Here is a 24,756-nt window from a genome sequence, read left to right as displayed (position 1 = left end):
GCCAGCAGGTTGGTTTGCTGGGCCACGGACTTGATCACGTCGAGCACGCTGCCGATTTTGTCGCTTTCGCGCTTCAGGTCGCCCATGGCCGCCGTGGAGTTGCCCACTTCGGTGGCCAAGCGTTCGATCTGGGCGATGGCTTCGCCGACCACTTTGTCGCCTTCACGGGCCTGCTGGTCAGCGGCCACGGCAGCTTCGGAGGCTTCCTCGGCGTTGCGCGCCACTTCTTGCACGGTGGCGGCCATTTCGTTCATGGCGGTGGCGACCTGGTCGGTCTCGACTTTCTGGCTGTTGACCCCGGCGCTGGTTTGCTCGGTCACGGCGGACAGCTGTTCAGCGGCGCTGGCGATTTGGGTGACGCCGTCGCTGATGCCACCGATCAGCTCACGCAGGCCGACGGTCATGCTTTGCATGGCGCGTTGCAGTTGACCCAGTTCGTCCTGGCGTAGAGAGGACAGGTTGTGGCTCAGGTCACCCGAGGCCACGCGTTCGGCCACCTGGAGTGTCTGGTTGAGCGGGATGATGATCTGGCGGGTGATGGCCCAGGCGGCGACGAGGCCGAAGATCAGCGCCAGTACGGTGGCCAACAGCAACAGCTGCTTGGCGTTTGCGGCATCGGCGTCACGCACCACCGTTTGCGAGGTGGTCAGCTTGTTACTGCGGTCCAGCAGTATGTCGCCCTGCACGCCCATGATTTTCAGCGCTGCAGCGCTGGCAACCTGAGAGTCGCGGTATTGGCTGACCGCTGCGCGATAGGCTTGCAGTGACACGCTGGCCTGTTGCAGGTTGGTCGAATATTGTTCAGGGATTTGGCCCGTGAGGCTGGCGATTTTTTTCAGGGCATTGTCGATGGCGTCCAGCGCGGGCTGCTCTGCTTCGACCTTGCCGCTGTAGGTATAGCCGCGCACCTGAAAGCGGGCTTGCTGGATCAATTTGCTCACATCGACAACGCTGTTGAACTGGCTGACGCTGTCACCTTGCAGCAGGGATTTTTCGACTTCGTTTATCTTGAGTACCGCGTTGTCAGCGGTATCGCCCAATTTGCTACGGGCGTTTTCGCGATTGGCTCCGGCCTGGACCATGGCATCAAATGCCCGTTTGTACTGGTCGACCCCTGCCAGTTGATCATCGATCAGGGCAATATCAGCGGGCTGCTCAATCAGTGTGCGCGCGGTTTTCAGGCCGCCTTCCAGCTTGCCAAGCAGCTCATTGACGGCTGCCGGCCCCTGTTCGCCACGGCGCATTTCGAAGTCCAAGCGAGCAATGCGCAGGTCCTTGCTCAGGTCGTTGAGGCTGGCGATATAACCCAGTTTGTCCCCGCGACTGATCACGCCTGAGAGCCCGGTCCAGCCGGTGAAGGTGATCATTAGCGTCAGCAGTAATACCAGGCCGAAGCCCACGCCAAGTTTGGTTTTGACGCTGACATTCCCCAGCTTTTCGGCTAACCAACGATACATACTGCAAACTCCCGTGGAACAAGGCTTGGACTTATTCACGGGTTATCGGCAGATACGCAGGAATCTGTAGTGACACAGGGGAGCTGCGTCGTTTGCCAGGTTTGTGGTTAGAAGAGCCGGGCGAGCAGGGCGGTGACGGCCGTTTCGACCCGTAGGATGCGTGCACCGAGTTGCACCGGCTGCAGCCCTGCTTGGGTCAGCAGGTCCACTTCGTAGGGAATCCAGCCACCCTCAGGCCCGATCGCCAGGGTCACCGGCTCATCCAGCCCGCGTGGGCACGCCGGGTAATCGCCTGGGTGACCGATCAGGCCCAGGGTGCCTTCGGTCATGGCCGGCAGGCGGTCTTCGACGAAGGGTTTGAAGCGCTTTTCGATAACGATCTCGGGTAACACCGTGTCCCGGGCCTGTTCCAAGCCGAGGATCAATTGCTCGCGAATCGCCTCGGGCTCCAGGAACGGGGTTTGCCAGAAGCTCTTCTCGACCCGGTAGCTGTTGACCAGCACCACCTTGGGCACGCCCATGGCGGCCACGGTCTGCAGCACCCGGCGCAGCATTTTCGGGCGCGGCAGGGCCAGCAGCAGCGTCAGCGGCAGTTTGGCCGGTGGAGGTTGGTCGAAGCTCACTTGCAGTTCGGCTTCGCGGGCTTCCAGGCGCACCAGTTGTGCATTGCCCATCAACCCGCCGACGCGCCCGACACGCAGGCTGTCGCCTACGACGGCGCGGTGGACTTCCTGCATGTGCACCAGGCGCCGATCACGCAGCACCACACGGTCGGCCGCGATAAAGTCGGCCTCTTCCAGCAGCAGCAGGTTCACGGCTGGGTCGCTGGCGGCTGGTCGTCGTCGGCGGTTTGGTCATCCGGGTGTTCGCCGCGCTTGGTGATCAAGCTGCTGAACAGGATGCCAATCTCGAACAGCATCCACATCGGCACGGCCAGCAGGGTCTGGGAGAAAATATCCGGCGGGGTGAGGATCATACCGACCACGAAGCAGCCGATGATCACGTAGGGGCGGATCTTCTTCAGGTATTGCACGTTGACCACGCCGATCCACACCAGCAACACCACGGCCACCGGGATTTCGAAGGCCACGCCAAAGGCGAAGAACAGCGTCATCACGAAGTCGAGGTAGCTGGTGATGTCGGTCATCATTTCCACGCCGGCCGGGGTGGCGGCGGCGAAAAATTTGAAGATCAACGGGAACACCAGGAAGTAGGCGAACGCCATGCCGGTGTAGAACAGCAGGATGCTCGACACCAGCAACGGCACCGCGATGCGCTTCTCATGCTTGTACAGGCCCGGCGCGATAAAGCCCCAGATCTGATGCAGGATCACCGGGATCGCCAGGAACAGCGAGACCATCATGGTCAGCTTCAACGGCGTCAGGAACGGTGATGACACATCGGTGGCGATCATCGTCGCGCCGGCCGGCAGGTACTGGCGCAGCGGCGTGGAGACGAAGGTGTAGATCTGCTGGGTAAAGGCGAACAACCCGGCAAAGATGATGAAGATGGCCGCTACGCAACGCAGCAGGCGGGTACGCAGCTCGGTGAGGTGCGAGACCAGCGGCATATGCTGGTCGTTTTCCGGTTTATCAGCGCTCATGGGGCTCGCGGCGGCAATGTGGGGTCATGGGGCGCGGGCGACGCGTCAGGCGTCGGCGCAGGCTCGGTTGGCGCGGTGGGCTGCACGGGCGCGGCCTCAACGGTTGGAGCGATGGTGTTGTCAGCCACCGGCTCCACCGGTTTGGCGGGTTCCTGCACGGGTGACAGAATCTTCCGGGCTTCCTGCTCCAACGACAGAATATGTTCGTTGTGCAGTTGCCGGCGGATTTCGTCGGCGCCGATTTCCCTTTCAACTTCCTGTTTGATGGCGTTGAAACTGCGTTTCAGGCGCCCGATCCACAGGCCGGCCGTGCGTGCCGCACCGGGCAGGCGTTCCGGCCCCAGTACCAGCAGGGCTACCAGGCCGACGAGCAGCAGTTCAGAGAAGCTGATACCAAACATTAGTCAGTGCTCACGAGTCTTTGCGGGTCGGCTCTTCGACTTTTTCAGCCTGCACGTCGAAGGTACGACGCTCGGTGATCGGCTGGGTGGCCTGCGGGTGCACAGGCTGGGCCGGCGGTACGGGATTGACCACCGGGTCGGCCGGTTTTTCGTCGTCGTTCATGGCTTTACGGAAGCCCTTGATCGACTCGCCGACGTCGGTGCCGAGGTTCTTGAGTTTCTTGGTGCCGAATACCAGTACCACGACCACCAGAATGACGATCCAGTGTTTCCAGTCAAAAATGCCCATGCTGCAATTCCTCAGTCAACGTTATTCAAGCGGACGGGCGCGAAGCCTTTTCGGCATGCCCGGACAAGCCGAAGCGACGGTCCAGTTCATCCAGCACTGCCTGTGGATGCTGCCCCAGTTGGGCGAGCATGACCAGGCTGTGGAACCACAAGTCGGCGGTTTCGTAGATCACATCGCTGCAGTCGCCGCTGATTTGCGCGTCCTTGGCGGCGATGATCGTCTCGACGGATTCTTCGCCGAGTTTTTCCAGGATCTTGTTCAAGCCCTTGTGGTACAGGCTGGCGACGTAGGAGCTGTCAGCGTCCGCGCCTTTGCGGTCTTCCAGCACCTGGGCCACACGGTTCAGGGTATCGCTCATGTTCAGTGTCCTGCCGAGTAGATGGCGTGCGGGTCTTTGAGCACCGGCTCCACGACTTTCCATTCGCCGTTCTCGAACACGCGATAGAAGCAGCTGTGACGGCCGGTGTGGCAGGCGATGTTGCCGATCTGCTCGACCTTGAGGATCACCACGTCGGCGTCGCAGTCGATGCGCATCTCGTGCAGGGTTTGCACGTGCCCGGACTCTTCGCCCTTGCGCCACAGTTTGCCACGCGAGCGTGACCAGTAGATGGCGCGCTGCTCAGTGGCAGTGAGGCTCAGGGCCTCGCGGTTCATCCAGGCCATCATCAGCACGCGCCCGGTCTTGTAGTCCTGGGCAATGGCCGGCACCAGGCCGTCACTGTCCCACTTGATCTCGTCCAGCCAGTCTTTCATGTTCGGCTCCGGCAATTTGCGACAGTGTATAACCGGATTGGCTATCGACGCACGATCAGATAAACACCCACGGCGACCATGATGCCAGCCGGCCAGTGGCCCAGTTGGTTCAGCGGACCACCGATGGCCAGCATCACCCCGCCGACCAGGTGCGCAGCGCCCAGCAGGCGCAGGAACCAGTCGTCCTTGCGCTTCTTCCAGGGTGGCGCCGGGTCCTTGGCGTGGGGCTGGGACATGCGCTCCAACAGGTCGCGGGTCATGTTGGCCAAGTGCGGCAGTTGTTCCATCTGGCTGTGCAGGTTGCCCAGCACGGTTTTCGGGCTCATCCGCTCGCGCATCCAGCGTTCGAGGAACGGCTGGGCGGTATTCCACAGGTCGAGGTCCGGGTACAGCTGGCGGCCCAGGCCTTCGATGTTGAGCAGGGTTTTCTGCAACAGCACCAACTGTGGCTGCACTTCCATATTGAAGCGCCGCGCGGTCTGGAACAGGCGCATCAAGACCTGGCCGAAGGAAATGTCTTTTAACGGTTTTTCAAAGATCGGCTCGCAGACGGTGCGGATCGCCGCTTCGAATTCGTTGAGCTTGGTCTCAGCCGGCACCCAGCCCGAATCGATGTGCAATTGCGCCACGCGGCGGTAGTCGCGCTTGAAGAAGGCGAACAGGTTGCGGGCCAGGTAGTCCTGGTCTTCCGGCGTCAGGCTGCCGACGATGCCGCAGTCGATCGCGATGTACTGCGGGCTCCACGGGTTGACGGTGCTGACGAAGATATTGCCCGGGTGCATGTCGGCGTGGAAGAAACTGTCGCGGAACACTTGGGTGAAGAAAATCTCCACGCCACGCTCGGCGAGCATCTTCATATCGGTACGCTGGTCGGCCAGCGTCGCGAGGTCGGTGACCTGCACGCCGTAGATGCGCTCCATCACCAGCACTTTGGGGCGGCACCAATCCCAGTACACTTGCGGCACGTACAGCAGCGGCGAGCCTTCGAAGTTGCGCTTGAGTTGGCTGGCATTCGCGGCTTCGCGCAGCAGGTCGAGTTCGTCGTAGATGGTTTTTTCGTAGTCGGCGACCACATCCACCGGGTGCAGCAGGCGCGCATCGGCCGAGAAACGCTCGGCAGCGCGGGCGAGAATAAACAGCCACGCCAGGTCCTGGCCAATGATCGGCTTGAGGCCGGGGCGGATCACCTTCACCACCACTTCTTCGCCGGTCTTGAGCTGCGCCGCGTGCACTTGTGCGACCGAAGCAGAGGCCAGCGGGTCGACGTCGAAGCGGCTGAACACCTCGCTGATCTTCTTGCCCAGCTGTTCTTCGATGAGCTTCATCGATTGCTGGGAATCGAACGGCGGCACGCGGTCCTGCAACAGCATCAGCTCGTCGGCGATGTCTTCGGGCAGCAGGTCGCGGCGGGTCGAGAGGATCTGACCGAACTTGATGAAGATCGGCCCCAGGTCCTGCAACGCCAGGCGCAGGCGCGCGCCACGGCTCAGCTCCAGCTGTTTGCGCGGGAACCAGCGCCACGGCAGTACATAACGTACAGCGAGCAGGAACCACGGCAGAGGCAGGGCGAACAGCAGGTCATCGAGGCGGTAGCGGATTACGACGCGCTGGATACGAAACAAACGGCGGACGGCGAGCAGCTTCATGCGTTATCGCTTGGATCAAGGGAACGGCTCAGGCGCTCGAAGCGGGCCTCGAGGCGTTCCAGGTCGATTTTGGCCTTGTCGAGTTCACGAAAGCGCGCTTGCGCTTCCCGTTCTCCGACCAGGGTGCGCGATTCTTCGCTCAGGTATTCGGCGAGGTTCTGGTTGAGGCTGGCGAACCCCTGCTGGTACCAACGCGAGCGGCTGCGCAGGTGCCCGCTGATCAACTGGGTGGCAACGGGGCCGATCCAGCGCGACAGTTCGTATTCCCAATCCAGCTCCAAGTCCTGCAGCACGGCGGCCAGGTCCATCAGCACCGAGCTGTCACCTTCCAAATGCACTTCAGTGCCGTGGAGGATCGCGGTTTTGTTGCGGCTCAGCGCCAGGTGCAACAGGCTGGACGCCGGCGCACGCAGGGTGCAATCGGCCTCGGCAGCCCATTGGGTCGCGAGCAGCAGGCCTTCATCGCTGGGCAGGATAAACAGCTGCAAGGCGGGGCTGCTGCAGTCGACGGCGATGACCTTGCCGTTCAAGTGCGCAAGCCGCGCCAGGGCGGTGCTGTCCAGGCGCAGCACACGGTTGAGGCCGTGTTCAACGCTGGCGAGAAGGCCTTTGAGCAGCATCAGGGCTTGATGCCGCGGTGCAGGGCCACGATGCCCGAGGTCATGTTGTGGTAGGTCACGCGGTCGAAACCGGCCTCTACCATCATCGACTTCAGAGTTTCCTGATCGGGGTGCATGCGGATCGATTCGGCCAGGTAGCGATAGCTCTCGGCGTCATTGGTGATCAGCTTGCCCATCAACGGCATGAAGGCGAAGGAGTAGGTGTCGTAGACCTTGGACATCAGCGCGTTGGTCGGCTTGGAGAACTCCAGCACCAACAGGCGGCCGCCCGGTTTGAGGACGCGCAGCATCGAGCGGATCGCGTCTTCCTTGTGGGTCACGTTGCGCAGGCCGAAAGCGATGGTCACGCAATCGAAGTGGTTGTCGGGGAACGGCAGCTTTTCCGCATCGGCCTGGACAAATTCGATATTGCCGGCCACGCCCTTGTCGAGCAGGCGGTCACGACCGACCTTGAGCATCGAGCCGTTGATGTCCGCCAATACCACTTGGCCGGTCGGACCCACGAGCTTGGAGAATTTGGCCGCCAGGTCGCCCGTACCGCCGGCGATATCCAATACGCGGTTGCCGGTGCGTACACCCGACAGCTCGATGGTGAAGCGCTTCCACAGGCGGTGCATGCCGCCGGAGAGCACATCGTTCATCAGGTCGTACTTGGCCGCTACGGAGTGAAACACCTCAGCGACTTTTTCCGCTTTCTGGCTTTCCGGGACGTTCTTGAAGCCGAAGTGAGTGGTGGGTTCGGCATCGCTGCCTTTGCGCTGATCAGTCATATCGCTGTCACCAAAAGAGAATGCGGGACATGATAATCCCCAAGGCCTGCTTTGTCTTGGCAAGGCTGAAGGTAAGATGGGCGGTCACCGAGACCTTTTGCCGCATCGAAGGTATCCAAGTCCCTATAAAGAGGAGTCATTGCAATGGCCCGTATAACCGTTGAGCGTGCACATTCCCTGGGTAAAGAAGGCGCACGGGCAAAGGCCGATAAGTTGGCGCTCAAACTCAAGGAGCAATATGGCCTGGAGCCTTCGTGGTCCGGCGATACCTTGAACCTCAAGCGTTCGGGGGTTAAAGGCACGGTATTAGTCGCCGATGATTCGCTGCGCATTGATGTGGAACTGGGGCTGTTGATGTCGGCCATGAGTGGCACCATCAAGTCCGAAATCGAGAAGGCCCTGGATAAGGCGCTGGTTTGATCCGATTGTTCTTAGGGTGCCGATTCTAATTTTCCAGCCTACTTTGTGCCCAAGCCCTCAACTCCTGTGGGCCGTTCCTCCCCCCTATTTTGCGTGAGGTGCACCATGGCCAAAGTTATCCTGAAGAAAAAAATCGACGCCCAGACCACTGCCCTGAGTGACGTTAAATCCTACGCCCGCAAGATCTGGCTGGCAGGACTCGGTGCCTACGCCAAGGTCGGAAGCGAGGGCAGCGAGTACTTTAAAGAGCTGGTTAAGTCGGGCCAACATGTTGAAAGTAAAGGTAAAAAAGTTGCAGTTGAACAACTTGAGGCCGCCAACAGTCAGATTGACCAAGTAAAGAGTAATGTCTCCTCTGTCAAAGGTCTGGTAGAAGTTCAGCTGGATAAAGTTGAAAAAGCTTTTGATACTCGTGTTGCAAGTGCCTTGAATCGAATCGGCATTGCGTCTAAACATGACGTGGAGACACTCTCTGCTAAGCTCGAAGAGCTGACGGCATTGCTCGAACGTGTCGCGCGTAAACACTAAGGAGACATCGGGATGGCTGTTAAAAAGACTACTCAGAAAGAAGGCAGCTCGTGGGTCGGGGAAGTTGAAAAATATTCCCGTAAGATCTGGCTTGCTGGTTTAGGCGTGTACTCGAAGGTTAGCAGTGACGGTGGCAAATACTTCGAGACTTTGGTCAAGGACGGCGAGAAGGCCGAGAAACTGACCAAAACCACGGTTGGTAAAAAAGTTGAAGCCGCCAAGGCAACTGCCGGTTCCGCCAAGTCGAGCATTTCTGACACGTGGGGCAAGTTGGAAGAGACTTTCGACAAACGCCTCAACAGTGCTATTTCGCGACTGGGCGTGCCGAGCAAAGCTGAATTGAAAACGTTGCACAGCAAGGTTGATACCCTGACCAAGCAAATTGAAAAACTCACCGGCGCCAAAGTGGCTCCGGCGAAAACCGCAGCGGCCAAACCGGCTGCCAAGCCTGCCGCTAAAACGGCCGCTGCCAAACCGGCTGCAAAAGCTGCCGCCAAGCCTCTGGTAAAAGCAGCCGCCAAGCCCGCCGCCAAAGCTGCCGCTAAGCCAGCAGCCAAGCCAGCGGCCAAAACCGCAGCCGCTAAGCCGGCCGCCAAGCCTGCTGCTAAACCGGTAGCGGCTAAAGCGGCTGCCAAGCCTGCCGCTAAACCCGCAGCCAAGGCAGCAGCAAAACCTGCCGCCAAGCCTGCGGCCAAAACCGCCGCTGCAAAACCCGCTGCCAAACCGGCCGCTGCGAAACCTGCAGCCAAGCCAGTCGCCGCGAAGCCGGCGGCCAAGCCTGCCGCAGCCAAACCAGCGGCAAAACCTGCCGCCGCGAAGAAGCCTGCCGTAGCGAAAAAACCAGCAGCACCGAAGCCTGCTGTTGCGGCCAAGCCTGCTACTGCGCCAACCGCTTCCACAGCCAACTCGGTGTCCGCACCGGCCCCTGCTGCTGTGACCCCGACTGCAACGCCGGCAACCCCGACGCCATCCAGTCAGTCCTGATCTTTTCAGGGCACAAAAAATGCCCGGCCTGCAAAGGTCGGGCATTTTTTATGTGTGGGGGTCATCAAGGTATTTCAGCGCGAACTTCTCGGTTGCCTGCCGCGCCGGTGGCAGCAAGTGCGGCGCTACCAGCATCATGATCTGGTAGACCACCACCTGCACCTCACCTTCGCGATCAAGGATCCGCTGGTAATCCAGGGAAAACAGCAGGGTCAGGGTGATCTGCTCCACCAGCTGCCCCAACGCCTGGGTGCCGCTGACCAACTGGCCCGCCGCCTTCAACCGCGCGAGCAATGACGCCAGCGTACGTTTGAGTGCCGTCAGCAGGTTGCGAATGCCCTTGGCTAATTTCGGCAGGCGCCCCGCCAGATTCGACAGGTCTTGAAACAGAAACCGGTAATGGGCCATGCGCTCGACGATCAGGTGCAGGAACAGCCAGTAATCCTCGGCTTCCAGTTGGGCATCCGCCGGCGGGTCGAGCAAGGGCGCCAGCTCATTCTGGAACCGCTCGAACAGCCCGAGCACCAGTGGCTCCTTGCCATGGAAGTGATAGTAGAGGTTGCCGGGGCTGATCCCCATTTCATTGGCCACCTCCATGGTCGACACGTTCGGCTCGCCCTTCTGGTTGAACAACTGCAGGGCACATTCAAGGATACGGTCGCGCGTCTTCATCCAGTCTTCTTAATGTGATCGTTGAGCTCAGCGCACCCGCACATAGGTGCCCGGCGCCGCTTCCATCGGTGGGTAATTCTGGTTGCCCAGGGCGGTGAGGGTTTCGCGTTGTACGCCTGAGCGCTGCTGGATCCACTCCAGCCACTGCGGCCACCAACTGCCTTCGACGTGGTTGGCGTCGTAGTACCAGGCACGCGGGTCGCTGCTCAGCTTGGGGTTCTCGACGTAGTTGGCCTTGGGGTTGCCCGGTGGGTTGAGAATGCTCTGGATATGCCCGCTGTTGGACAGCACGAAGCGCCGCTCACCGCCGAGCAATTGGGTGGAGCGATACACCGCGTCCCATGGCGTGATGTGGTCGTTGATCCCGGCCACGCTGAAGCTGTCTACCGTGACCTTTTGCAGGTCGATGGGTGTACCGCACACCTCCAGCCCACCGGGGTGGCTGAGCGGGTTGTGCTTGAAGAAGTCCAGCAGGTCACCATGCAGCGCGGCAGGCAGGCGCGTGTTGTCGTTGTTCCAGTACAGGATGTCGAAGGCCGGCGGTTCCTTGCCCAGCAGGTAGTTGTTGATCCAGTAGTTCCAGATCAGGTCGTTGGGGCGCATCCAGGCGAACACCTTGGCCATGTCGCGGCCGTCGAGCACGCCTTGCTGATAGGAGCGGCGCTTGGCGGCTTCCAGGGTTTGCTCATCGGCGAACAGCGTGGCGGGGCTGTCGATCTGGCTGTCCAGCAGGCTCACCAGGTAGCTGGCGCTGGAGATCCGCCGCAGTTGGCGTTTGGCTTGCAGGTGGCCTTGCAGGGCGGCAATGGTCAGGCCGCCGGCGCAGGCGCCCATCAGGTTGACTTCGCGGGCGCCAGTGATAGCACGGCAGACGTTGAGCGCTTCTTCCAGCGCCGCCACGTAAGTGGAGAGGCCCCATTCGCGATGCCGCACATCCGGGTTGCGCCAGCTGACCATGAACGTCTGCAGGCGGTTTTTCAGGGCGTATTGCACAAAACTGTTGGCCGGGCTCAGGTCGAAAATGTAGTACTTGTTGATTTGCGGCGGCACGATCAGCAAGGGCTTGGCGTACTGTTTTTCGCTCATGGGCTTGTACTGGATCAGCTCCAGCAGCTCATTGCGAAACACCACTGAGCCGGGCGTGGTGGCCACGGTTTTGCCGACTTCAAAGGCCTGCTTGCTGACCTGCCGCGGCAGGCCGTTGTTGTGCAGCAGGTCGTCGAACAGGTTGCTCACGCCACGCACCACGCTGTTGCCGCCGGAGTTGAGCAGCTCCTTGACGGCCAGCGGGTTGAGCAGGGTATTGGAGGGCGAGACCGCATCGTTGAACAGCGAGAAAGCAAAGTTCGCACGGGCGCGGTCATCGGCACTCAGCGTGCTGTCATCGATCCAGTGACGGGTCTGTTTCTGCCAGGCCAAATACGCTTGCAGGCTGCGTCGGTAGAACGGGTTGAGCTTCCATGTCGGGTCAATGAAGCGGCTGTCGTGAGGGTTGGGTTCATGCACCGTCTCCCCCAGCAGGACGCGACCCAGTTGACCGCCCAGCGCCAGGGCGTGACGGGCGGTATGCACCGGGTTTCGCAAACCATGGGCGGCAACGCTGCGCAGGGTCGACAGCAAATCCCGACCCCGCAGGCCGGTGATTGCATTTTGCGCATTGATGAACGCGGCAGGGGTGGGCGCCGGGTTCGTCACGGGTCTTTCTCGCATGAGCCAACACTCCTTCGTCAAGCCATCAACAGGCACGCCAATTCAGAACCATAGTCGGTTCTCGGCAAGTTGCGCGGCAGTGTGGTCCTTACACTGCCGGTCGCGGGTGAATCACCGCGCGCATGCGCTCCTCCTCGAGAAACTTCATGATGATCGGTGCAACGGCTTCGGCCCGGGTAATCAGGAACAGGTGGCCGTCATCGATGATGTGCAACTGTGCATTGGGAATGCGCCAGGCGAGCATGCGCATGTTGATCAGTGGGATCAGCGGGTCGTCGTCTCCCGCCAGCACCAGCGTCGGTTGGCGGATCTTGTGCAGCCAATGGATGCTGGTCCAGCCCAACCCGGCGAACAGCTGCCAGTAGTAGCCCAGTTTGCCTGCCGAGCGCACTTTGCTCGCGTGCTCGGCGGCCAGTTTCGAATCGCGGCGGAACGAACCGCCGTAGATCATCGGCGCAATGCGCACCACGTGGGACGGTTGGATGTAACGGCGTGGGCTGGCCATCAGCCACAGCACTTTGGGCTTGCCCGGCACCATCACCGCACCCGCCGCCGTGGCCGCGAGGATCAGCTTTTTGCAGCGCTCCGGGTAGTCGTAGGCAAATTGCTGCGCCAATGCGCCGCCCCAGGACACGCCCACCGCATTGACCTGGCCATAGTCCAGGTAATCGAGCATGCGTGCGGTGAGTTTGGCCAGGCCGGGAAAACGGTACGGCCGGTTCGGTGTGGATGAACCGCCCACGCCGGGCACGTCGAAGGCGATCACTTCCAGGTCCGGGTCCAGCGCCTGGACGAACGGAAACACCAACTCAAGGTTGGCGCCGATGCCATTGAAGATCAGCAACGGCGTCAAGTGAGGCTTGCCCGGGCGTACCGCCGTGCGGATGGTCTGGCCATCCAGGTCGATGGTACGGAAGATGAACGGTTGCGGCATGCTCAAGCCCTGTGAAGTGTTACAGCCGGAATGCATTTCAATTTAGCGTTCGTGTACGTAGGTGCCTGGGGCGGCTTCCGCTGCGGTGTAGGTTTTGTTACCCAGGCTTGTGGGTGCCTTCTTCATCTTGCCCGCCCGCTCCGCCTGCCACACTTGCCAGTGCAGCCACCACGAATCCGTGTGTTTGGTCGCGTTCTCCTGCCACTCAAGCGGCTTGCCCGCCAGGCTGTCGCTGGTCTGGTAGCGCGCCTTGGGGTTGCCCGGTGGGTTGAGGATGCTCTGGATATGCCCACTGCTGGACAGCACGAACTCGACCTTGCCACCAAACAGCTGTGCCGACTTGTAGCAGGACTGCCACGGCGTGATGTGGTCGTTGGTGCCGGCCAGTGAGTAGATATCGGCGGTGACCTGCTTGAGGTCGATAGGCGTGCCGCACACTTCCAGGGCGTTGGCGCGCACCAGTGGGTTATTTTTGAACAATTCGATCAGGTCGCCGTGGAACGCGGCCGGCAGGCGTGTGGTGTCGTTGTTCCAGAACAGGATGTCGAACACCGGCGGCTCGTTGCCCAGCAGGTAGTTATTGACCCAGTAGTTCCAGATCAGGTCATTGGGGCGCATCCAGGCAAACACCTTGGCCATGTCGCGGCCTTCCAGCACGCCGGCCTGGTAGGAGTGGCGCTTGGCCGCTTCCAGGGTCTGCTCATCGACGAACAGCGCCACCTGGGTGTCCAGGGTGGTGTCCAGCACGCTCACCAGCAGGGTCAGGGCGTTGACCTTCTTCTCCCCCAGCGCGGCGTAGTGGCCCAGCAGGGCAGTGCAGGTGATGCCGCCGGAGCAGGCGCCGAGCATATTCACGTCTTTGCTGCCGGTAATCGCTGTGACCACGTCGACCGCTTCCTTCAGCGCTTCGATATAGGTCGACAGGCCCCACTCGCGCTGGGCCTTGGTCGGGTTGCGCCAGCTGACGATAAACGTCTGTTGGCCATTGCGCAGGCAGAAGCGCGCCAGGCTCTTCTCCGGGCTCAGGTCGAAGACATAGAATTTGTTGATCTGCGGCGGCACCACCAGCAGCGGGCGTTCGTGCACCTGTTCGGTGATCGGCTTGTACTGGATCAGCTCCAGTACGTCATTGCGAAACACCACCGCGCCTTCGGTGGTGCCCAGGGTCTTGCCCACTTCAAAGGCGCCCATGTTGACCTGGCTCGGCATACCGCCGTTGTGCACCATGTCCTTGGCCAGGTGGGACAGGCCATCGAGCAGGCTCTTGCCGCCGGTCTCGAAGAAGCGTTTGACCGCCGCCGGGTTGGCCGCGCTGTTGGTGGGGGCCATGGCTTCGGTCATCAGGTTGATCACGAAGTGGCCGCGGCTGATGTCCTGTTCCGACAGGTTGCTGTCGCCGATCCAGTCGTGCAGTTCCTTGCGCCACGCCAGGTAGGTTTGCAAATACCGTTTGTAGAGCGGGTTCTGGCTCCAGGCCGGGTCGTGGAAGCGGCGGTCGTCGCTTTCGGGGGTCAGTTGGGATTTGCCGAACATCACGTTCTTCAACTCGACGCCAAAATGAGCCACGTGCTTGACGCTGTGCAACGGTTGCTTGATGGCTTGGGTCAGCACCATCTTCGCCGACGCCAATAAATCCTTTTTGCGTAACGCGATGATCGGGTTAAGCCCCAGGGTGTTTTCCGAGGCCTGGCGTTTCAAGTCATCGTTGTTCTTGTTACTCATCTACGACGCTCCATTGTCCGAAAGACGAGTACCGGGTACCGCTGCGTACGAAGTTTCGATACACAACACAAGCCTGGTACTGCGACTCGGGTGACCGTTGATACCGCATCGTCAAATGCAGGGAACTTGCCAGCTCCATTGGTTACCCGAGTTTAATTTTTTTCGCAAGCGGACCAATCTTTGGTCACGCGACAGGGCATTCAAGCAGAAGCGATTAGAAAATGCCCACTAATGAGCAAGAGGCCTGGGCTAGAGCATCAGGCGCACGACCGACTCGTTCGGGTCGCGGGTTTTGCCGGCCGCTTTGAGCTCGGCGAGATAATCAGCCCACAGTGCATCCTGACGCACGGCCAACTGGTAGAGGTAGTCCCAGGTGAACAGTCCGCTGTCATGCCCGTCGTCGAAGGTCAATTTCAGTGCGTACTGGCCGGCCGGTTCGATCTTGGTCAACCGGACGTTGAGCTTGCCGAATTGCAGGATGGGTTTACCGTGGCCCTGGACCTCGGCGGAAGGCGAGTGGGTGCGCAGCAGTTCGGCAGGCAGTTGATACACCTCGTCGGGCCCGTAGGTGAGGCCGAGGGTGTTGGAGGTTTTGTGCAGGTTTACCGCGGTGGGGAATTTGGACATAGGTAGTGATCCTGAAGAAACCGGCTTCAACATGTGGGAGGGGGCTTGCCCCCGATAGCAGTGTGTCAGTCAGCATATATCTGTCTGACAAACCGCTATCGGGGGCAAGCCCCCTCCCACATTGAAGCGAAGCGATTCTGTGTGAGGCTTACAGAATGTAGCGCGACAAGTCTTCGTTCTGCGCCAATTCGCCCAAGTGGCTGTTGACGTAATCCGCGTCGATCTTGATCACTTCGCCATTCTGCGCACCTGCCAGGTCACCGGCGCTGAAGGACACTTCCTCCAGCAAGCGCTCCAGCAAGGTGTGCAGGCGACGCGCACCGATGTTCTCGGTCTTCTCGTTGACCTGCCAGGCGATCTCCGCCAGGCGCTTGATGCCGTCCGGTTGGAACTCGATACCCAGGCCTTCGGTTTTCAGCAGCTCACGGTACTGCTCAGTGAGCGACGCATGCGGCTCGCTGAGGATGCGTTCGAAATCGCCCGGGGTCAGCGCCTTGAGCTCCACGCGAATCGGCAGACGGCCTTGCAGCTCCGGCACCAGGTCGCTTGGCTTGCTCAGGTGGAACGCACCGGAGGCGATGAACAGGATGTGGTCGGTCTTGACCATGCCCAGCTTGGTGTTCACGGTGCAGCCCTCGATCAGCGGCAGCAGGTCGCGCTGTACGCCTTCACGGGACACATCCACGCCGCCCGAGTTACCGCGCTTGGCGACCTTGTCGATCTCGTCGATAAACACGATGCCGTGCTGCTCGACCGCCTCCAGGGCCTTGGCCTTGAGTTCTTCCTCATTTACCAGGCGCCCGGCTTCTTCGTCGCGCACCAGTTTCAGCGCTTCCTTCACCTTGAGCTTGCGGCTTTTCTTCTTGCCCTTGCCCATGTTGGCGAACAGGTTCTGCAACTGGCTGGTCATTTCTTCCATGCCAGGCGGCGCAGAGATGTCGACGCCGGAGACTTCGGCGACTTCGATCTCGATTTCCTTGTCGTCCAGCTGGCCTTCACGCAGACGCTTGCGGAACAGCTGGCGGGTATTGGAATCCGAGGCCGGCGCGGCGTCTTCGTTGAAGCCCATGCGGGCCGGTGGCAGCAGGGCATCGAGGATGCGTTCTTCGGCGGCGTCTTCGGCGCGGTGGCTGACCTTGGTCATTTCCTGTTCGCGCAGCAGCTTCAAGGCGGCGTCGGCGAGGTCACGAATGATCGACTCGACGTCGCGGCCGACGTAGCCCACTTCGGTGAACTTGGTGGCTTCGACCTTGATGAACGGCGCGTTGGCCAGCTTGGCCAGGCGACGGGCGATTTCGGTTTTACCGACGCCGGTCGGGCCGATCATCAGGATGTTCTTCGGCGTTACTTCAACGCGCAGTTCTTCGGGCAGTTGCATCCGGCGCCAGCGGTTACGCAGCGCAATGGCAACGGCGCGCTTGGCATCGTCCTGGCCGATGATATGGCGGTTGAGTTCATGGACGATTTCGCGGGGAGTCATGGACATAGTGTTTGGCGGCCTCAAGCGCGAATAAGCCTACGGCTTACTCGGCGAGGTCCTGCTCCTCAATGGTCTGGTTGTGGTTGGTGAACACGCAGATATCACCGGCGATGCCCAGGGCGGTCTCGACGATTTCGCGGGCCGACAGGTCGGTTTTCTTCAACAGTGCGCTGGCTGCGGCTTGGGCGTAGCCACCGCCGGAACCCATGGCGATCAGGCCATGTTCAGGCTCAACCACATCGCCGTTACCGGTGATGATGAGGGAAGCGTCTTTGTTGGCGACGGCCAGCATGGCTTCCAGGCGGCTGAGGGAGCGGTCGGTGCGCCATTCTTTGGCGAGTTCGACGGCGGCACGCACGAGGTGGCCTTGGTGTTTTTCCAGCTGGCCTTCGAAGCGCTCGAAGAGGGTGAAGGCGTCGGCGGTAGCGCCGGCAAAGCCCGCGAGAACCTGGCCGTGGTACAGGCGACGCACTTTCTTGGCGTTGCCTTTCATCACGGTATTACCCAGGGAAACCTGGCCGTCGCCGCCCATGACGACTTTGCCGTGGCGACGTACTGAAACGATGGTGGTCAAGGGGAGAGTCTCCACGCAGCGGGGCGAAAATGCCCTGATGGAAATTGATATGGGGGTGGTGGGGGGGATTTCAACTGTAGGGGTTTATGGCAGACGAGTGGTGTTTATTGGTCTGACACCCATTCCAGAGCGGTGTAAAACCAAATGTGGGAGGGGGCTTGCCCCCGATGGCAGTGTGTCAGTCACCGAAAATGTTGACTGATCTACTGCTATCGGGGGCAAGCCCCCTCCCACATTTGATCCAGGTTGGCTGAAGGTCAGCGGCTCTGGCGTTGTTGTAACAACAGGTTGCTAAACCCGGCGCCGGCCAATTGTTTCTGCGCCACGGTCAGTTGTTCACGGTTGCTGAACGGCCCCACCAGCACGCGATACCACGTCGCCTCTTTCACCGTGCCGGACTCTACCGTCACCGTCTGGCCCAGCAGAATGATCTGCGCCCGCACGCGATCCGCGTCCGCCTGTTTCGGGAACGAGCCCGCTTGCAGGAAGAACTTGGTCACCGGTGCTGCCTTGGTCTCGGCAACCGGCGGTGCTGGCGGCGGGGTGATCCCGGCCAGCGCGGCCTGGGCCCGCGCGGTGTCGATTTTTGCCGCTTCCGCCGGAGTCACCGGTGTGGTCGGCACTTGCGGCGTCGGCAGGGTTTTCTCCGGTACGGCGTCAGGCGGCACGATCACTTCCGATTCCGGCAGCAGCGTGTAGAAGTCGTACTTCGGCTTCACCGGTGCCGTCGGGCTTGGTGCGGTCTTGTTGGCTTCGGCCATTTTGGTGGCTTTCTGCTGCTCCTGTTTGACGCGTTTGACGTCGTCACCCTGGCCGGGGTCCAGCTTCATCAGAAACACGACAAACGCGCCGACCGTGAGGCCGATCGCCATCCACAACCAGCCCGGGATCGGCTTTTTCGCTGGGGCCTGGTAGCGGCTGGCGCCGCGCTTGGGTGCAGGTTTTTTCTTGGCAGCCAACTTACATACGCTCCAGGGTTTCCAGGCCTAACAATTCCAGGCCTTGCTTGAGGGTCCGTCCAGCCAGTGCGGCGAGGCGCAGGCGACTTTGCTTCTGGGCTTCGTCGTCGGCGGTGAGGATCGGGCAGTTCTCGTAGAAGCTGGAGAACAGGCCGGCGACTTCGTACAGGTAGGTGCAGAGGATATGCGGCGTGCCTTTTTCACCCACGCTGTTCAGCACTTCGCCAAATTGCGCGAGCTTGGCGGCCAGTTCCTGTTCGTGCGGTGCTTGCAGGTCGATCTGGCCTTCGACTTCACTGAAGTCCTTGCCCAGCTTGCGGAACACGCCGGCCACGCGGGTGTAGGCGTACAGCAGGTACGGCGCGGTGTTGCCTTCGAAGTTGAGCATCAGGTCGAAGTTGAAGCTGTAGTCGCTGGTGCGGTGCTTGGACAGGTCGGCGTATTTCACCGCACCAATGCCCACCACGCGGGCGATGTTGCGCAGGTCAGCCTCGGCCAGCTCAGGGTTCTTCTCCTTCACCAGGGTGTAGGCCCGTTCCTGGGCTTCGGTCAGCAGGTCGATCAGCTTCACGGTGCCGCCGTCACGGGTCTTGAACGGGCGGCCATCGGCGCCGTTCATGGTGCCGAAGCCCATGTGTTCCATGTCCATCGGGTGGGTCACGAAACCGGCCTTGCGCGCCACGGCGAACACTTGCTGGAAATGCAGGGCCTGGCGCTGGTCGACGAAGTAAAGGGCGCGGTCAGCCTTGAGCGTGCCACTGCGGTAACGCACGGCGGCCAGGTCGGTGGTGGCGTAGAGGTAGCCGCCATCGGCCTTGACGATGATCACCGGCAGCGGCTCGCCGTCGGCGTTCTTGAATTCGTCGAGGAACACGCACTGGGCGCCGTTGCTCTCGACCAACATGCCCGCTGCCTTCAAGTCATTGACCACGTTGATCAGGTCGTCGTTGTAGGCGCTCTCGCCCATCACATCGGCCATGGTCAGCTTGACGTTGAGCAGTTCGTAGATCTTCTGGCAGTGGGACAGCGAAATGTCTTTGAACTTGGTCCACAGTGCCAGGCATTCGGCATCACCGGCTTGCAGCTTGACGACCAGGCCGCGGGCGCGGTCGGCGAACGCTTCCGACTCGTCAAAACGTTTCTTGGCGGCGCGGTAGAAGTTTTCCAGGTCCGACAGTTCGTCGCTGGTGATCGGGTTTTCCTGCAGGTAGGCCATCAGCATGCCGAACTGCGTGCCCCAGTCGCCCACGTGGTTCTGGCGGACGACCTCATCACCGAGGAACTCCAATACCCGGGCCACGCCGTCGCCGATGATGGTCGAACGCAAGTGGCCAACGTGCATCTCTTTGGCCAGGTTAGGCGCCGACAAGTCGACCACGGTGCGCTGGGCCGGACCGGCCTTGCGCACGCCCACGCGGGCATCGGCCAGGGCCGCGTCGAGACGGCCGGCCAACGCCTGGGTGTTCTGGAAGAAGTTGATGAAACCTGGGCCGGCGATTTCGGCCTTGGTCACACGCTCGTCGACAGGCAGCGCAGCGATGATTTTTTCCGCCAGGTCGCGCGGTTTCATGCCAGCAGGCTTGGACAGCATCATCGCGATGTTGCTGGCGAAGTCGCCGTGGGTCTTGTCGCGGGTGTTTTCCACCTGGATCGCCGGCGTCAGGCCTTCAGGCAACACACCTTCGTTGACGAGTTGGGTGAGGGCTTGTTGGATCAGCTGGCGAATGGTGTCTTTCATGGTGTTCTCTTTCGACCGCAAGCGGCGGCGCGCGATGCGCAGGTGGAAAAACTGGGCATTATCCGTGGCGAGGGCGGGCTTGCCAACCTTCGTCGGACCTTCACAGACGATTAACCTGTGGCGAGGGAGCTTGCTCCCGCTGGAGTGCGGAGCACTCCCAAAATCGTTGGGGCCGCTTCGCACCCCAGCGGGAGCAAGCTCCCTCGCCACAAGGGCAATTCAATAAAGGTCTACCGGGTCAACGTCCAGCGACCATCTCACCTGTCGGCCGCTGGGCATTTGCTCCAGGGCAAGCAACCAGCTACTTAATAGCCGATGCAGGGGCGCGCGCGAGGTTGCCTGCAAGAGTAGCTGAGCCCGATAGCGCCCGGCGCGGCGCTCCATGGGCGCGGGCACCGGGCCGAGCAGTTCGATGCCGCTCAGACCCAGTTCGGCGAGCAACCGTTCGGCGGCGCTGCACGCTTCATCCAGAAAGCTCTCTGCTTGCCCCGGTTTGTGGGCCTCGGCGCGCAGCAAGGCCAGGTGGGAAAACGGCGGCAGGCCGGCGGCGCGGCGTTCGCTGAGCGCCTGTTCGGCGAAGGCAAAGTAGCCTTGTTCCGTCAGTTGGATCAGCAGTGGGTGGTCGGCCAGGTGCGTCTGGATAATCACCCGGCCTGGCTCTTCGGCGCGGCCCGCGCGGCCGGCGACCTGGACGATCAACTGTGCCATGCGTTCGCTGGCGCGAAAATCCCCGGAGAACAGCCCGCCATCGGCATCCAGGATCGATACCAGCGTCACTCGTGGAAAGTGGTGCCCTTTGGCAAGCATTTGCGTGCCGATCAGGATGCACGGCTGGCCTTTCTGGATGGTGGCGAACAATTGGTTCATCGCGTCCTTGCGCGACGTGCTGTCGCGGTCGACGCGCAGTACCGGGTAGTCTGGGAACAGAATGCCCAGGCGTTCTTCGGCCCGTTCGGTCCCTGCGCCTACCGGTCGCAGGTCAACCTTGCCGCACTGCGGGCAGTGACGCGGCACCCGTTCCACATGGCCGCAATGGTGGCAGCGCAACTCGCCATGGCGCTGGTGCACGGTCATGCGCGCATCGCAGCGCTCGCATTCGGACATCCAGCCACAGTCATGACACAGTAAGGTCGGCGCAAAGCCTCGGCGATTGAGAAACACCAACACCTGCTGGCCGGCGGCGAGGGTCTGGCCGATGGCTTGTTGCATCGGACCGGAAATACCGCTGTCCAGCGGGCGGCTTTTGACGTCCAGGCGCAGGAAACGTGGCTGCTTGGCGCCGCCCGCCCGCTCGTTCAGGCGCAGGAGGCCGTAACGGCCGGTGTAGGCGTTGTGCAGGCTTTCCAGGGACGGCGTGGCCGAACCCAGCACAATCGGGATGTCTTCCTGGCGTGCGCGCACCAGTGCGAGGTCGCGGGCGTGGTAGCGCAGGCCTTCCTGCTGCTTGTAGGAGCCGTCATGCTCCTCGTCGATGATGATCAGCCCGGGGTTTTTCATCGGCGTAAACAGGGCCGAGCGGGTGCCGATAATAATGTCGGCGTCGCCATCTCGCGCGGCCAGCCAGGACTCCAGGCGTTCACGGTCGTTGACCGCCGAGTGCACCAGCGCGATGCGTGCGTTGAAGCGCTGTTCGAAGCGCGCCAGGGTCTGCGGGCCCAGGTTGATCTCGGGGATCAGCACCAGCGCCTGTTTGCCGGCCTGCAGGGTTTCGCGGATCAACTGCAGATAGACTTCGGTCTTGCCGCTGCCGGTGACGCCGGCCAGCAGGAAGGCGTGGAAACTGTCGAAGCCGGCGCGAATCGCCTCATAGGCGGCGCGTTGCTCGGGGTTCAGCGGCAGTTCCGGTTGCGCCAGCCAGTGTTCATGACGGGCATCGGGGGCGTGCTTGCGGATTTCCACCTGCACCATGCCTTTGGCCAACAGCAGGTCGAGGCTGTCTTTGCTCAGCATCAGCTTGCTTAATAGCTGGTGAGCCACGCCATGGGGGTGCTGCGCCAATGTGGCCAAGGCTTCACGCTGGCGCGGCGCGCGGGCGATGCGCGGGTCGTCGAGTCGCGCCCCGGGGACCATCGACCAGAAGCGTTCCTGGCGCGCTTCGGCCAGTTCGCCCTGGCGCAGCAGCACCGGCAGCGCCCAGCTCAAGGTGTCGCCCAGGCTGTGCTGGTAATACTGGGCGGTCCACAGGCACAGCTTGAACAGCGCGGGTGGCAGCGGTGGGGTGGCGTCGAGGATCGCCAAGGCCGGCTTGAGTTTCTCGGCCGGCACTTCGCTGTGATCGGCGATTTCTACCAGGATGCCGATCATCTCGCGGCGCCCGAACGGTACGCGCACGCGCATGCCCGGCTGCAACTGCGCCCGCAGCACGCCGGCCGGGGCCCGGTAATCGAACAGGCGGCGCAGGGGCGAGGGCAGGGCTAGGCGCAATATGGCGTCGGGCACGCGAGGGGTCTCATATAAAGGCAGGCGGTGGTGCAGGGGCGCGAGCCTAGCAGACGAGGGGTGGCTTGGGTATGCCGCGCTTTTCTGATGAAAGGTGCTTTTATCTTTACAAGCAAATAGTGTCGCCGCTTGCGCGATTGAAAAGGTCTGGTAGAATCCGCGGCCTAATTACGTGCGGTATTCGACAATAGTGTCGAGTGGCGGCACGCTAGCCCGAGGAAGTGCCATGAAAGCCGATATCCATCCAGCGTACGAAACCATCGAAGTCACCTGCAGCTGCGGCAACAAGTTCGAAACCCGTTCGAACCTGTGCAAGCCACTGGGTACTGACGTATGCAACGAGTGCCACCCGTTCTACACCGGTAAGCAGAAAACTCTGGACACCGGCGGCCGTGTACAGCGCTTCGCAGATCGCTTTGGTGCTTTCGGCAAGAAGCCTGCTGCTACTCCAGCAGAGTAAGGCTCAAAAGCCTTATGGGCTTTTGCCAGCTGTTGAAAAAGGCGTCCCTCGCGGGCGCCTTTTTTATGCCTGGGATTTGGCTTTCAGTCGCCCAGGCCGAGGTGTTTTGCCCTGCTCCGGCCGCCCTGGCCCAGGTGGAGGTGCAGCGCGTGGTGGATGGCGACACGGTGCGCCTCAAGGATGGTCGCAGCGTGCGGATGATTGGCCTCAATGCACCGGAAACCGGCAAGCGTGGCCGCTCCGATGAGCCCTATGCCGTCGCTGGCCGCCAGCATTTGCAGGCCTTGGTGGATGCCAGCAACCGCCGCGTCGGGCTGGTGCCAGGCCGCGAGAGCAAGGACCGTTACGGCCGAACGTTGGCTCACCTCTACAGCGCTGATGGTGAGAACCTGGAAGCACAACTGCTGGCCCAGGGGCTGGGGTTTCAAGTAGGTGTTGCGCCCAATGTCGATCTCGTCGCTTGCCAGCAGGCTGCCGAAAACGCTGCCCGCAAGGCGCGGCTGGGTCTTTGGCGGCAATCACCCGTGCAAAATGTGGCGCAACTCAAGCAATCCGGCTTTGCCTTGGTCAGCGGGCGGGTAAGCAAGATCGAGCGCAATCGCGGCGGAATCTGGATCGAATTGCAGGGGGCACTGGTATTACGCATTGCACCCGACCTCGTCCGCCAATTCGACGCCGCATGGCTCAGTGGCCTGCAAGGTAAGACAATTGAGGCGCGTGGCTGGGTGCAGGACCGTGCTGAGCGTGGCGGCCTGAAAAACGACCAGGCCCGCTGGCTGTTGCCGCTGACCGATCCCAGCATGCTTAAATCGACTGAATAAGAAAAAATTGTAGACATTTTTTTCGTCGATTGTGAACAGTTGAGCCCTTGTATCCCGTGGCCTTAGACCAAAGTACGGCGCTTTGGGGCCTTGACACCTGTGACTGCCCAGTCTTGTAGGGACTTTACGACACGCGTATCCTCGGCGGTCCGTCGACCAACAGTAAAAGCGGAATGCCGATATGTCTGATTTGAAAACTGCCGCTCTCGAATATCATGCCCATCCTCGTCCAGGAAAGCTGAGTGTAGAGCTCACCAAGGCCACTGCTACCGCCCGCGACCTGTCGCTGGCCTACAGCCCTGGTGTTGCCGAGCCCGTACGTGAAATCGCCCGCGACCCTGAACTGGCGTACAAGTACACCGGCAAAGGCAACCTGGTTGCAGTGATTTCCGATGGCACCGCGATTCTCGGCCTGGGTAACCTCGGCCCATTGGCTTCCAAGCCGGTGATGGAAGGTAAGGGTGTGCTGTTCAAGCGCTTTGCCGGCATCGACGTTTTCGACATCGAAGTCGACTCCGAAAGCCCGCAGGCTTTCATCGACACGGTCAAGCGCATTTCCATCACCTTCGGTGGCATCAACCTGGAAGACATCAAGGCACCTGAGTGCTTCGAGATCGAAAAGGCCCTGATCGAACAGTGCGACATTCCGGTATTCCACGATGACCAGCACGGCACCGCGATCGTTACCGCGGCCGGCATGATCAACGCCCTGGAAATCGCCGGCAAGACCCTGGCTGATGCCAAGATCGTCTGCCTGGGCGCCGGCGCTGCAGCCATCTCTTGCATGAAGCTGATTGTCAGCATGGGCGCCAAGCTGGAAAACATCTACATGGTCGACAGCAAGGGCGTGATCCAGTCCGAGCGTACCGACCTGAACCAGTACAAGGCGATGTTTGCCCACCCGTCCTCCAAGCGCACCCTGGCTGACGCCCTGAACGGTGCCGACGTGTTCGTCGGCCTGTCCGGTCCGAACCTGCTGAGCGCCGAAGGCCTGAAGTCCATGGCGGCCAACCCGATCGTGTTCGCCTGCTCGAACCCTGATCCGGAAATCGCCCCGGAACTGGCACACGCTACCCGTAACGACGTGATCATGGCCACCGGCCGTTCGGACTACCCGAACCAGGTCAACAACGTACTGGGCTTCCCGTT

General features: G+C 61.2%; 26 protein-coding genes. 6 read left to right on the top strand and 20 right to left on the bottom strand.

From position 1 onward, the window contains the following. The 10 genes from AC3ZU9_RS28705 to ubiE form a co-directional block, all read right to left on the bottom strand. Positions 1-1,457 (bottom strand): HAMP domain-containing methyl-accepting chemotaxis protein (locus tag AC3ZU9_RS28705; protein WP_490091665.1); only part of this gene is annotated, 1,457 nt, incomplete at its 3' end. Between the two features lie 107 nt (positions 1,458-1,564). Further along, on the bottom strand, positions 1,565-2,272 hold the full coding sequence (locus AC3ZU9_RS28700; protein ID WP_064054067.1) for a 16S rRNA (uracil(1498)-N(3))-methyltransferase: 708 nt from the start codon (positions 2,270-2,272) through the stop codon (positions 1,565-1,567). Continuing rightward, positions 2,269-3,060, bottom strand: coding sequence for a twin-arginine translocase subunit TatC (gene tatC / locus AC3ZU9_RS28695; RefSeq protein WP_012721793.1), 792 nt, complete (start codon positions 3,058-3,060; stop codon positions 2,269-2,271). The genes AC3ZU9_RS28700 and tatC overlap by 4 nt, the downstream gene beginning before the upstream one ends. Beyond that, positions 3,057-3,461 (bottom strand): Sec-independent protein translocase protein TatB, encoded by a 405-nt coding sequence (gene tatB / locus AC3ZU9_RS28690; RefSeq protein WP_490091664.1) that lies wholly within the window; start codon positions 3,459-3,461, stop codon positions 3,057-3,059. The genes tatC and tatB overlap by 4 nt, the downstream gene beginning before the upstream one ends. Before the next feature lie 10 nt (positions 3,462-3,471). Continuing rightward, positions 3,472-3,750 (bottom strand): twin-arginine translocase TatA/TatE family subunit, encoded by a 279-nt coding sequence (locus AC3ZU9_RS28685; protein ID WP_012721795.1) that lies wholly within the window; start codon positions 3,748-3,750, stop codon positions 3,472-3,474. Positions 3,751-3,775: 25 nt separating this feature from the next. Then, positions 3,776-4,108, bottom strand: a complete 333-nt coding sequence (locus AC3ZU9_RS28680) for a phosphoribosyl-ATP diphosphatase (protein ID WP_003209299.1) — start codon at positions 4,106-4,108, stop codon at positions 3,776-3,778. A 2-nt stretch (positions 4,109-4,110) separates the two neighbouring features. Continuing rightward, a complete protein-coding gene (gene hisI, locus AC3ZU9_RS28675) occupies positions 4,111-4,503 on the bottom strand; it encodes a phosphoribosyl-AMP cyclohydrolase (RefSeq protein WP_122810867.1) in 393 nt (130 codons plus the stop codon). Between the two features lie 41 nt (positions 4,504-4,544). Next, entirely contained in the window at positions 4,545-6,149 is a 1,605-nt protein-coding gene (gene ubiB / locus AC3ZU9_RS28670; RefSeq protein WP_012721797.1) for a ubiquinone biosynthesis regulatory protein kinase UbiB, read from the bottom strand. Then, entirely contained in the window at positions 6,146-6,769 is a 624-nt protein-coding gene (locus tag AC3ZU9_RS28665; RefSeq protein WP_012721798.1) for a ubiquinone biosynthesis accessory factor UbiJ, read from the bottom strand. Before AC3ZU9_RS28665 ends, ubiB begins: the two co-directional genes overlap by 4 nt. Next, positions 6,769-7,539, bottom strand: coding sequence for a bifunctional demethylmenaquinone methyltransferase/2-methoxy-6-polyprenyl-1,4-benzoquinol methylase UbiE (ubiE, locus tag AC3ZU9_RS28660; protein WP_003171186.1), 771 nt, complete (start codon positions 7,537-7,539; stop codon positions 6,769-6,771). Before ubiE ends, AC3ZU9_RS28665 begins: the two co-directional genes overlap by 1 nt. Before the next feature lie 144 nt (positions 7,540-7,683). On the opposite strand from ubiE, the gene AC3ZU9_RS28655 reads away from it, so the two are divergent. The 3 genes from AC3ZU9_RS28655 to AC3ZU9_RS28645 all read left to right on the top strand — a co-directional run bounded on the left by AC3ZU9_RS28655 (position 7,684) and on the right by AC3ZU9_RS28645 (position 9,471). After that, entirely contained in the window at positions 7,684-7,959 is a 276-nt protein-coding gene (locus AC3ZU9_RS28655; RefSeq protein ID WP_012721799.1) for a polyhydroxyalkanoic acid system family protein, read from the top strand. A 105-nt stretch (positions 7,960-8,064) separates the two neighbouring features. After that, a complete protein-coding gene (locus tag AC3ZU9_RS28650) occupies positions 8,065-8,487 on the top strand; it encodes a phasin family protein (RefSeq protein WP_046034008.1) in 423 nt (140 codons plus the stop codon). Positions 8,488-8,499: 12 nt separating this feature from the next. Continuing rightward, positions 8,500-9,471, top strand: coding sequence for a phasin family protein (locus tag AC3ZU9_RS28645; RefSeq protein ID WP_490091663.1), 972 nt, complete (start codon positions 8,500-8,502; stop codon positions 9,469-9,471). A 48-nt stretch (positions 9,472-9,519) separates the two neighbouring features. On the opposite strand, the gene AC3ZU9_RS28640 is transcribed toward AC3ZU9_RS28645, so the two are convergent. The 10 genes from AC3ZU9_RS28640 to AC3ZU9_RS28595 all read right to left on the bottom strand — a co-directional run bounded on the left by AC3ZU9_RS28640 (position 9,520) and on the right by AC3ZU9_RS28595 (position 22,326). Beyond that, a complete protein-coding gene (locus AC3ZU9_RS28640; RefSeq protein WP_012721802.1) occupies positions 9,520-10,143 on the bottom strand; it encodes a TetR/AcrR family transcriptional regulator in 624 nt (207 codons plus the stop codon). A gap of 27 nt (positions 10,144-10,170) precedes the next feature. Then, positions 10,171-11,853: a class II poly(R)-hydroxyalkanoic acid synthase gene (phaC, locus tag AC3ZU9_RS28635; protein ID WP_012721803.1), complete on the bottom strand. Its 1,683-nt coding sequence runs from the start codon at positions 11,851-11,853 to the stop codon at positions 10,171-10,173. A gap of 88 nt (positions 11,854-11,941) precedes the next feature. Beyond that, positions 11,942-12,787, bottom strand: coding sequence for a poly(3-hydroxyalkanoate) depolymerase (gene phaZ, locus AC3ZU9_RS28630; RefSeq protein ID WP_016979176.1), 846 nt, complete (start codon positions 12,785-12,787; stop codon positions 11,942-11,944). A gap of 42 nt (positions 12,788-12,829) precedes the next feature. Next, positions 12,830-14,509 (bottom strand): class II poly(R)-hydroxyalkanoic acid synthase, encoded by a 1,680-nt coding sequence (phaC, locus tag AC3ZU9_RS28625; RefSeq protein WP_012721805.1) that lies wholly within the window; start codon positions 14,507-14,509, stop codon positions 12,830-12,832. A 249-nt stretch (positions 14,510-14,758) separates the two neighbouring features. Continuing rightward, complete coding sequence (locus tag AC3ZU9_RS28620) at positions 14,759-15,136, bottom strand: gamma-butyrobetaine hydroxylase family protein (RefSeq protein WP_102059976.1); 378 nt, start codon at positions 15,134-15,136, stop codon at positions 14,759-14,761. Positions 15,137-15,284: 148 nt separating this feature from the next. Continuing rightward, entirely contained in the window at positions 15,285-16,622 is a 1,338-nt protein-coding gene (hslU, locus tag AC3ZU9_RS28615; RefSeq protein WP_012721807.1) for an ATP-dependent protease ATPase subunit HslU, read from the bottom strand. 37 nt (positions 16,623-16,659) lie between these two features. After that, entirely contained in the window at positions 16,660-17,190 is a 531-nt protein-coding gene (gene hslV / locus AC3ZU9_RS28610; RefSeq protein ID WP_003171209.1) for an ATP-dependent protease subunit HslV, read from the bottom strand. A gap of 257 nt (positions 17,191-17,447) precedes the next feature. Then, entirely contained in the window at positions 17,448-18,149 is a 702-nt protein-coding gene (locus AC3ZU9_RS28605) for an SPOR domain-containing protein (RefSeq protein ID WP_046033857.1), read from the bottom strand. A 1-nt stretch (position 18,150) separates the two neighbouring features. Further along, on the bottom strand, positions 18,151-19,887 hold the full coding sequence (argS, locus tag AC3ZU9_RS28600; protein ID WP_102059977.1) for an arginine--tRNA ligase: 1,737 nt from the start codon (positions 19,885-19,887) through the stop codon (positions 18,151-18,153). Positions 19,888-20,106: 219 nt separating this feature from the next. After that, positions 20,107-22,326: a primosomal protein N' gene (locus AC3ZU9_RS28595; RefSeq protein WP_102059978.1), complete on the bottom strand. Its 2,220-nt coding sequence runs from the start codon at positions 22,324-22,326 to the stop codon at positions 20,107-20,109. Positions 22,327-22,552: 226 nt separating this feature from the next. Between AC3ZU9_RS28595 and rpmE the strand changes: the two genes are divergently transcribed. The 3 genes from rpmE to AC3ZU9_RS28580 form a co-directional block, all read left to right on the top strand. Further along, positions 22,553-22,786 carry a 50S ribosomal protein L31 gene (gene rpmE / locus AC3ZU9_RS28590; RefSeq protein ID WP_005784030.1) on the top strand — a complete coding sequence of 78 codons (234 nt, stop codon included), beginning with the start codon at positions 22,553-22,555 and terminating at the stop codon, positions 22,784-22,786. Positions 22,787-22,800: 14 nt separating this feature from the next. Then, positions 22,801-23,607: a thermonuclease family protein gene (locus tag AC3ZU9_RS28585; protein ID WP_490091662.1), complete on the top strand. Its 807-nt coding sequence runs from the start codon at positions 22,801-22,803 to the stop codon at positions 23,605-23,607. Positions 23,608-23,788: 181 nt separating this feature from the next. Continuing rightward, positions 23,789-24,756 (top strand): malic enzyme-like NAD(P)-binding protein (locus AC3ZU9_RS28580; RefSeq protein ID WP_490091661.1); only part of this gene is annotated, 968 nt, incomplete at its 3' end.

Source organism: Pseudomonas sp. A39 (assembly GCF_058145955.1).
The sequence above is the reverse complement of the archived record's forward strand: the minus strand, read 5'-3'. Positions and strand labels throughout refer to the sequence as shown.

Bases quoted from the DNA above. Each gene is read 5' to 3' on its own strand.
- AC3ZU9_RS28685 (WP_012721795.1), bottom strand. From the start codon at position 3,750: ATGGGCATTTTTGACTGGAAACACTGGATCGTCATTCTGGTGGTCGTG.
- rpmE (WP_005784030.1), top strand. From the start codon at position 22,553: ATGAAAGCCGATATCCATCCAGCGTACGAAACCATCGAAGTCACCTGC.
- AC3ZU9_RS28650 (WP_046034008.1), top strand. From the start codon at position 8,065: ATGGCCAAAGTTATCCTGAAGAAAAAAATCGACGCCCAGACCACTGCC.
- AC3ZU9_RS28665 (WP_012721798.1), bottom strand. From the start codon at position 6,769: ATGCTGCTCAAAGGCCTTCTCGCCAGCGTTGAACACGGCCTCAACCGT.
- phaC (WP_012721805.1), bottom strand. From the start codon at position 14,509: ATGAGTAACAAGAACAACGATGACTTGAAACGCCAGGCCTCGGAAAAC.
- phaZ (WP_016979176.1), bottom strand. From the start codon at position 12,787: ATGCCGCAACCGTTCATCTTCCGTACCATCGACCTGGATGGCCAGACC.
- AC3ZU9_RS28640 (WP_012721802.1), bottom strand. From the start codon at position 10,143: ATGAAGACGCGCGACCGTATCCTTGAATGTGCCCTGCAGTTGTTCAAC.
- ubiB (WP_012721797.1), bottom strand. From the start codon at position 6,149: ATGAAGCTGCTCGCCGTCCGCCGTTTGTTTCGTATCCAGCGCGTCGTA.
- AC3ZU9_RS28680 (WP_003209299.1), bottom strand. From the start codon at position 4,108: ATGAGCGATACCCTGAACCGTGTGGCCCAGGTGCTGGAAGACCGCAAA.
- hisI (WP_122810867.1), bottom strand. From the start codon at position 4,503: ATGAAAGACTGGCTGGACGAGATCAAGTGGGACAGTGACGGCCTGGTG.
- AC3ZU9_RS28585 (WP_490091662.1), top strand. From the start codon at position 22,801: ATGGGCTTTTGCCAGCTGTTGAAAAAGGCGTCCCTCGCGGGCGCCTTT.
- ubiE (WP_003171186.1), bottom strand. From the start codon at position 7,539: ATGACTGATCAGCGCAAAGGCAGCGATGCCGAACCCACCACTCACTTC.
- AC3ZU9_RS28645 (WP_490091663.1), top strand. From the start codon at position 8,500: ATGGCTGTTAAAAAGACTACTCAGAAAGAAGGCAGCTCGTGGGTCGGG.
- tatC (WP_012721793.1), bottom strand. From the start codon at position 3,060: ATGAGCGCTGATAAACCGGAAAACGACCAGCATATGCCGCTGGTCTCG.
- AC3ZU9_RS28655 (WP_012721799.1), top strand. From the start codon at position 7,684: ATGGCCCGTATAACCGTTGAGCGTGCACATTCCCTGGGTAAAGAAGGC.
- argS (WP_102059977.1), bottom strand. From the start codon at position 19,887: ATGAAAGACACCATTCGCCAGCTGATCCAACAAGCCCTCACCCAACTC.
- phaC (WP_012721803.1), bottom strand. From the start codon at position 11,853: ATGCGAGAAAGACCCGTGACGAACCCGGCGCCCACCCCTGCCGCGTTC.
- AC3ZU9_RS28620 (WP_102059976.1), bottom strand. From the start codon at position 15,136: ATGTCCAAATTCCCCACCGCGGTAAACCTGCACAAAACCTCCAACACC.
- tatB (WP_490091664.1), bottom strand. From the start codon at position 3,461: ATGTTTGGTATCAGCTTCTCTGAACTGCTGCTCGTCGGCCTGGTAGCC.
- hslU (WP_012721807.1), bottom strand. From the start codon at position 16,622: ATGTCCATGACTCCCCGCGAAATCGTCCATGAACTCAACCGCCATATC.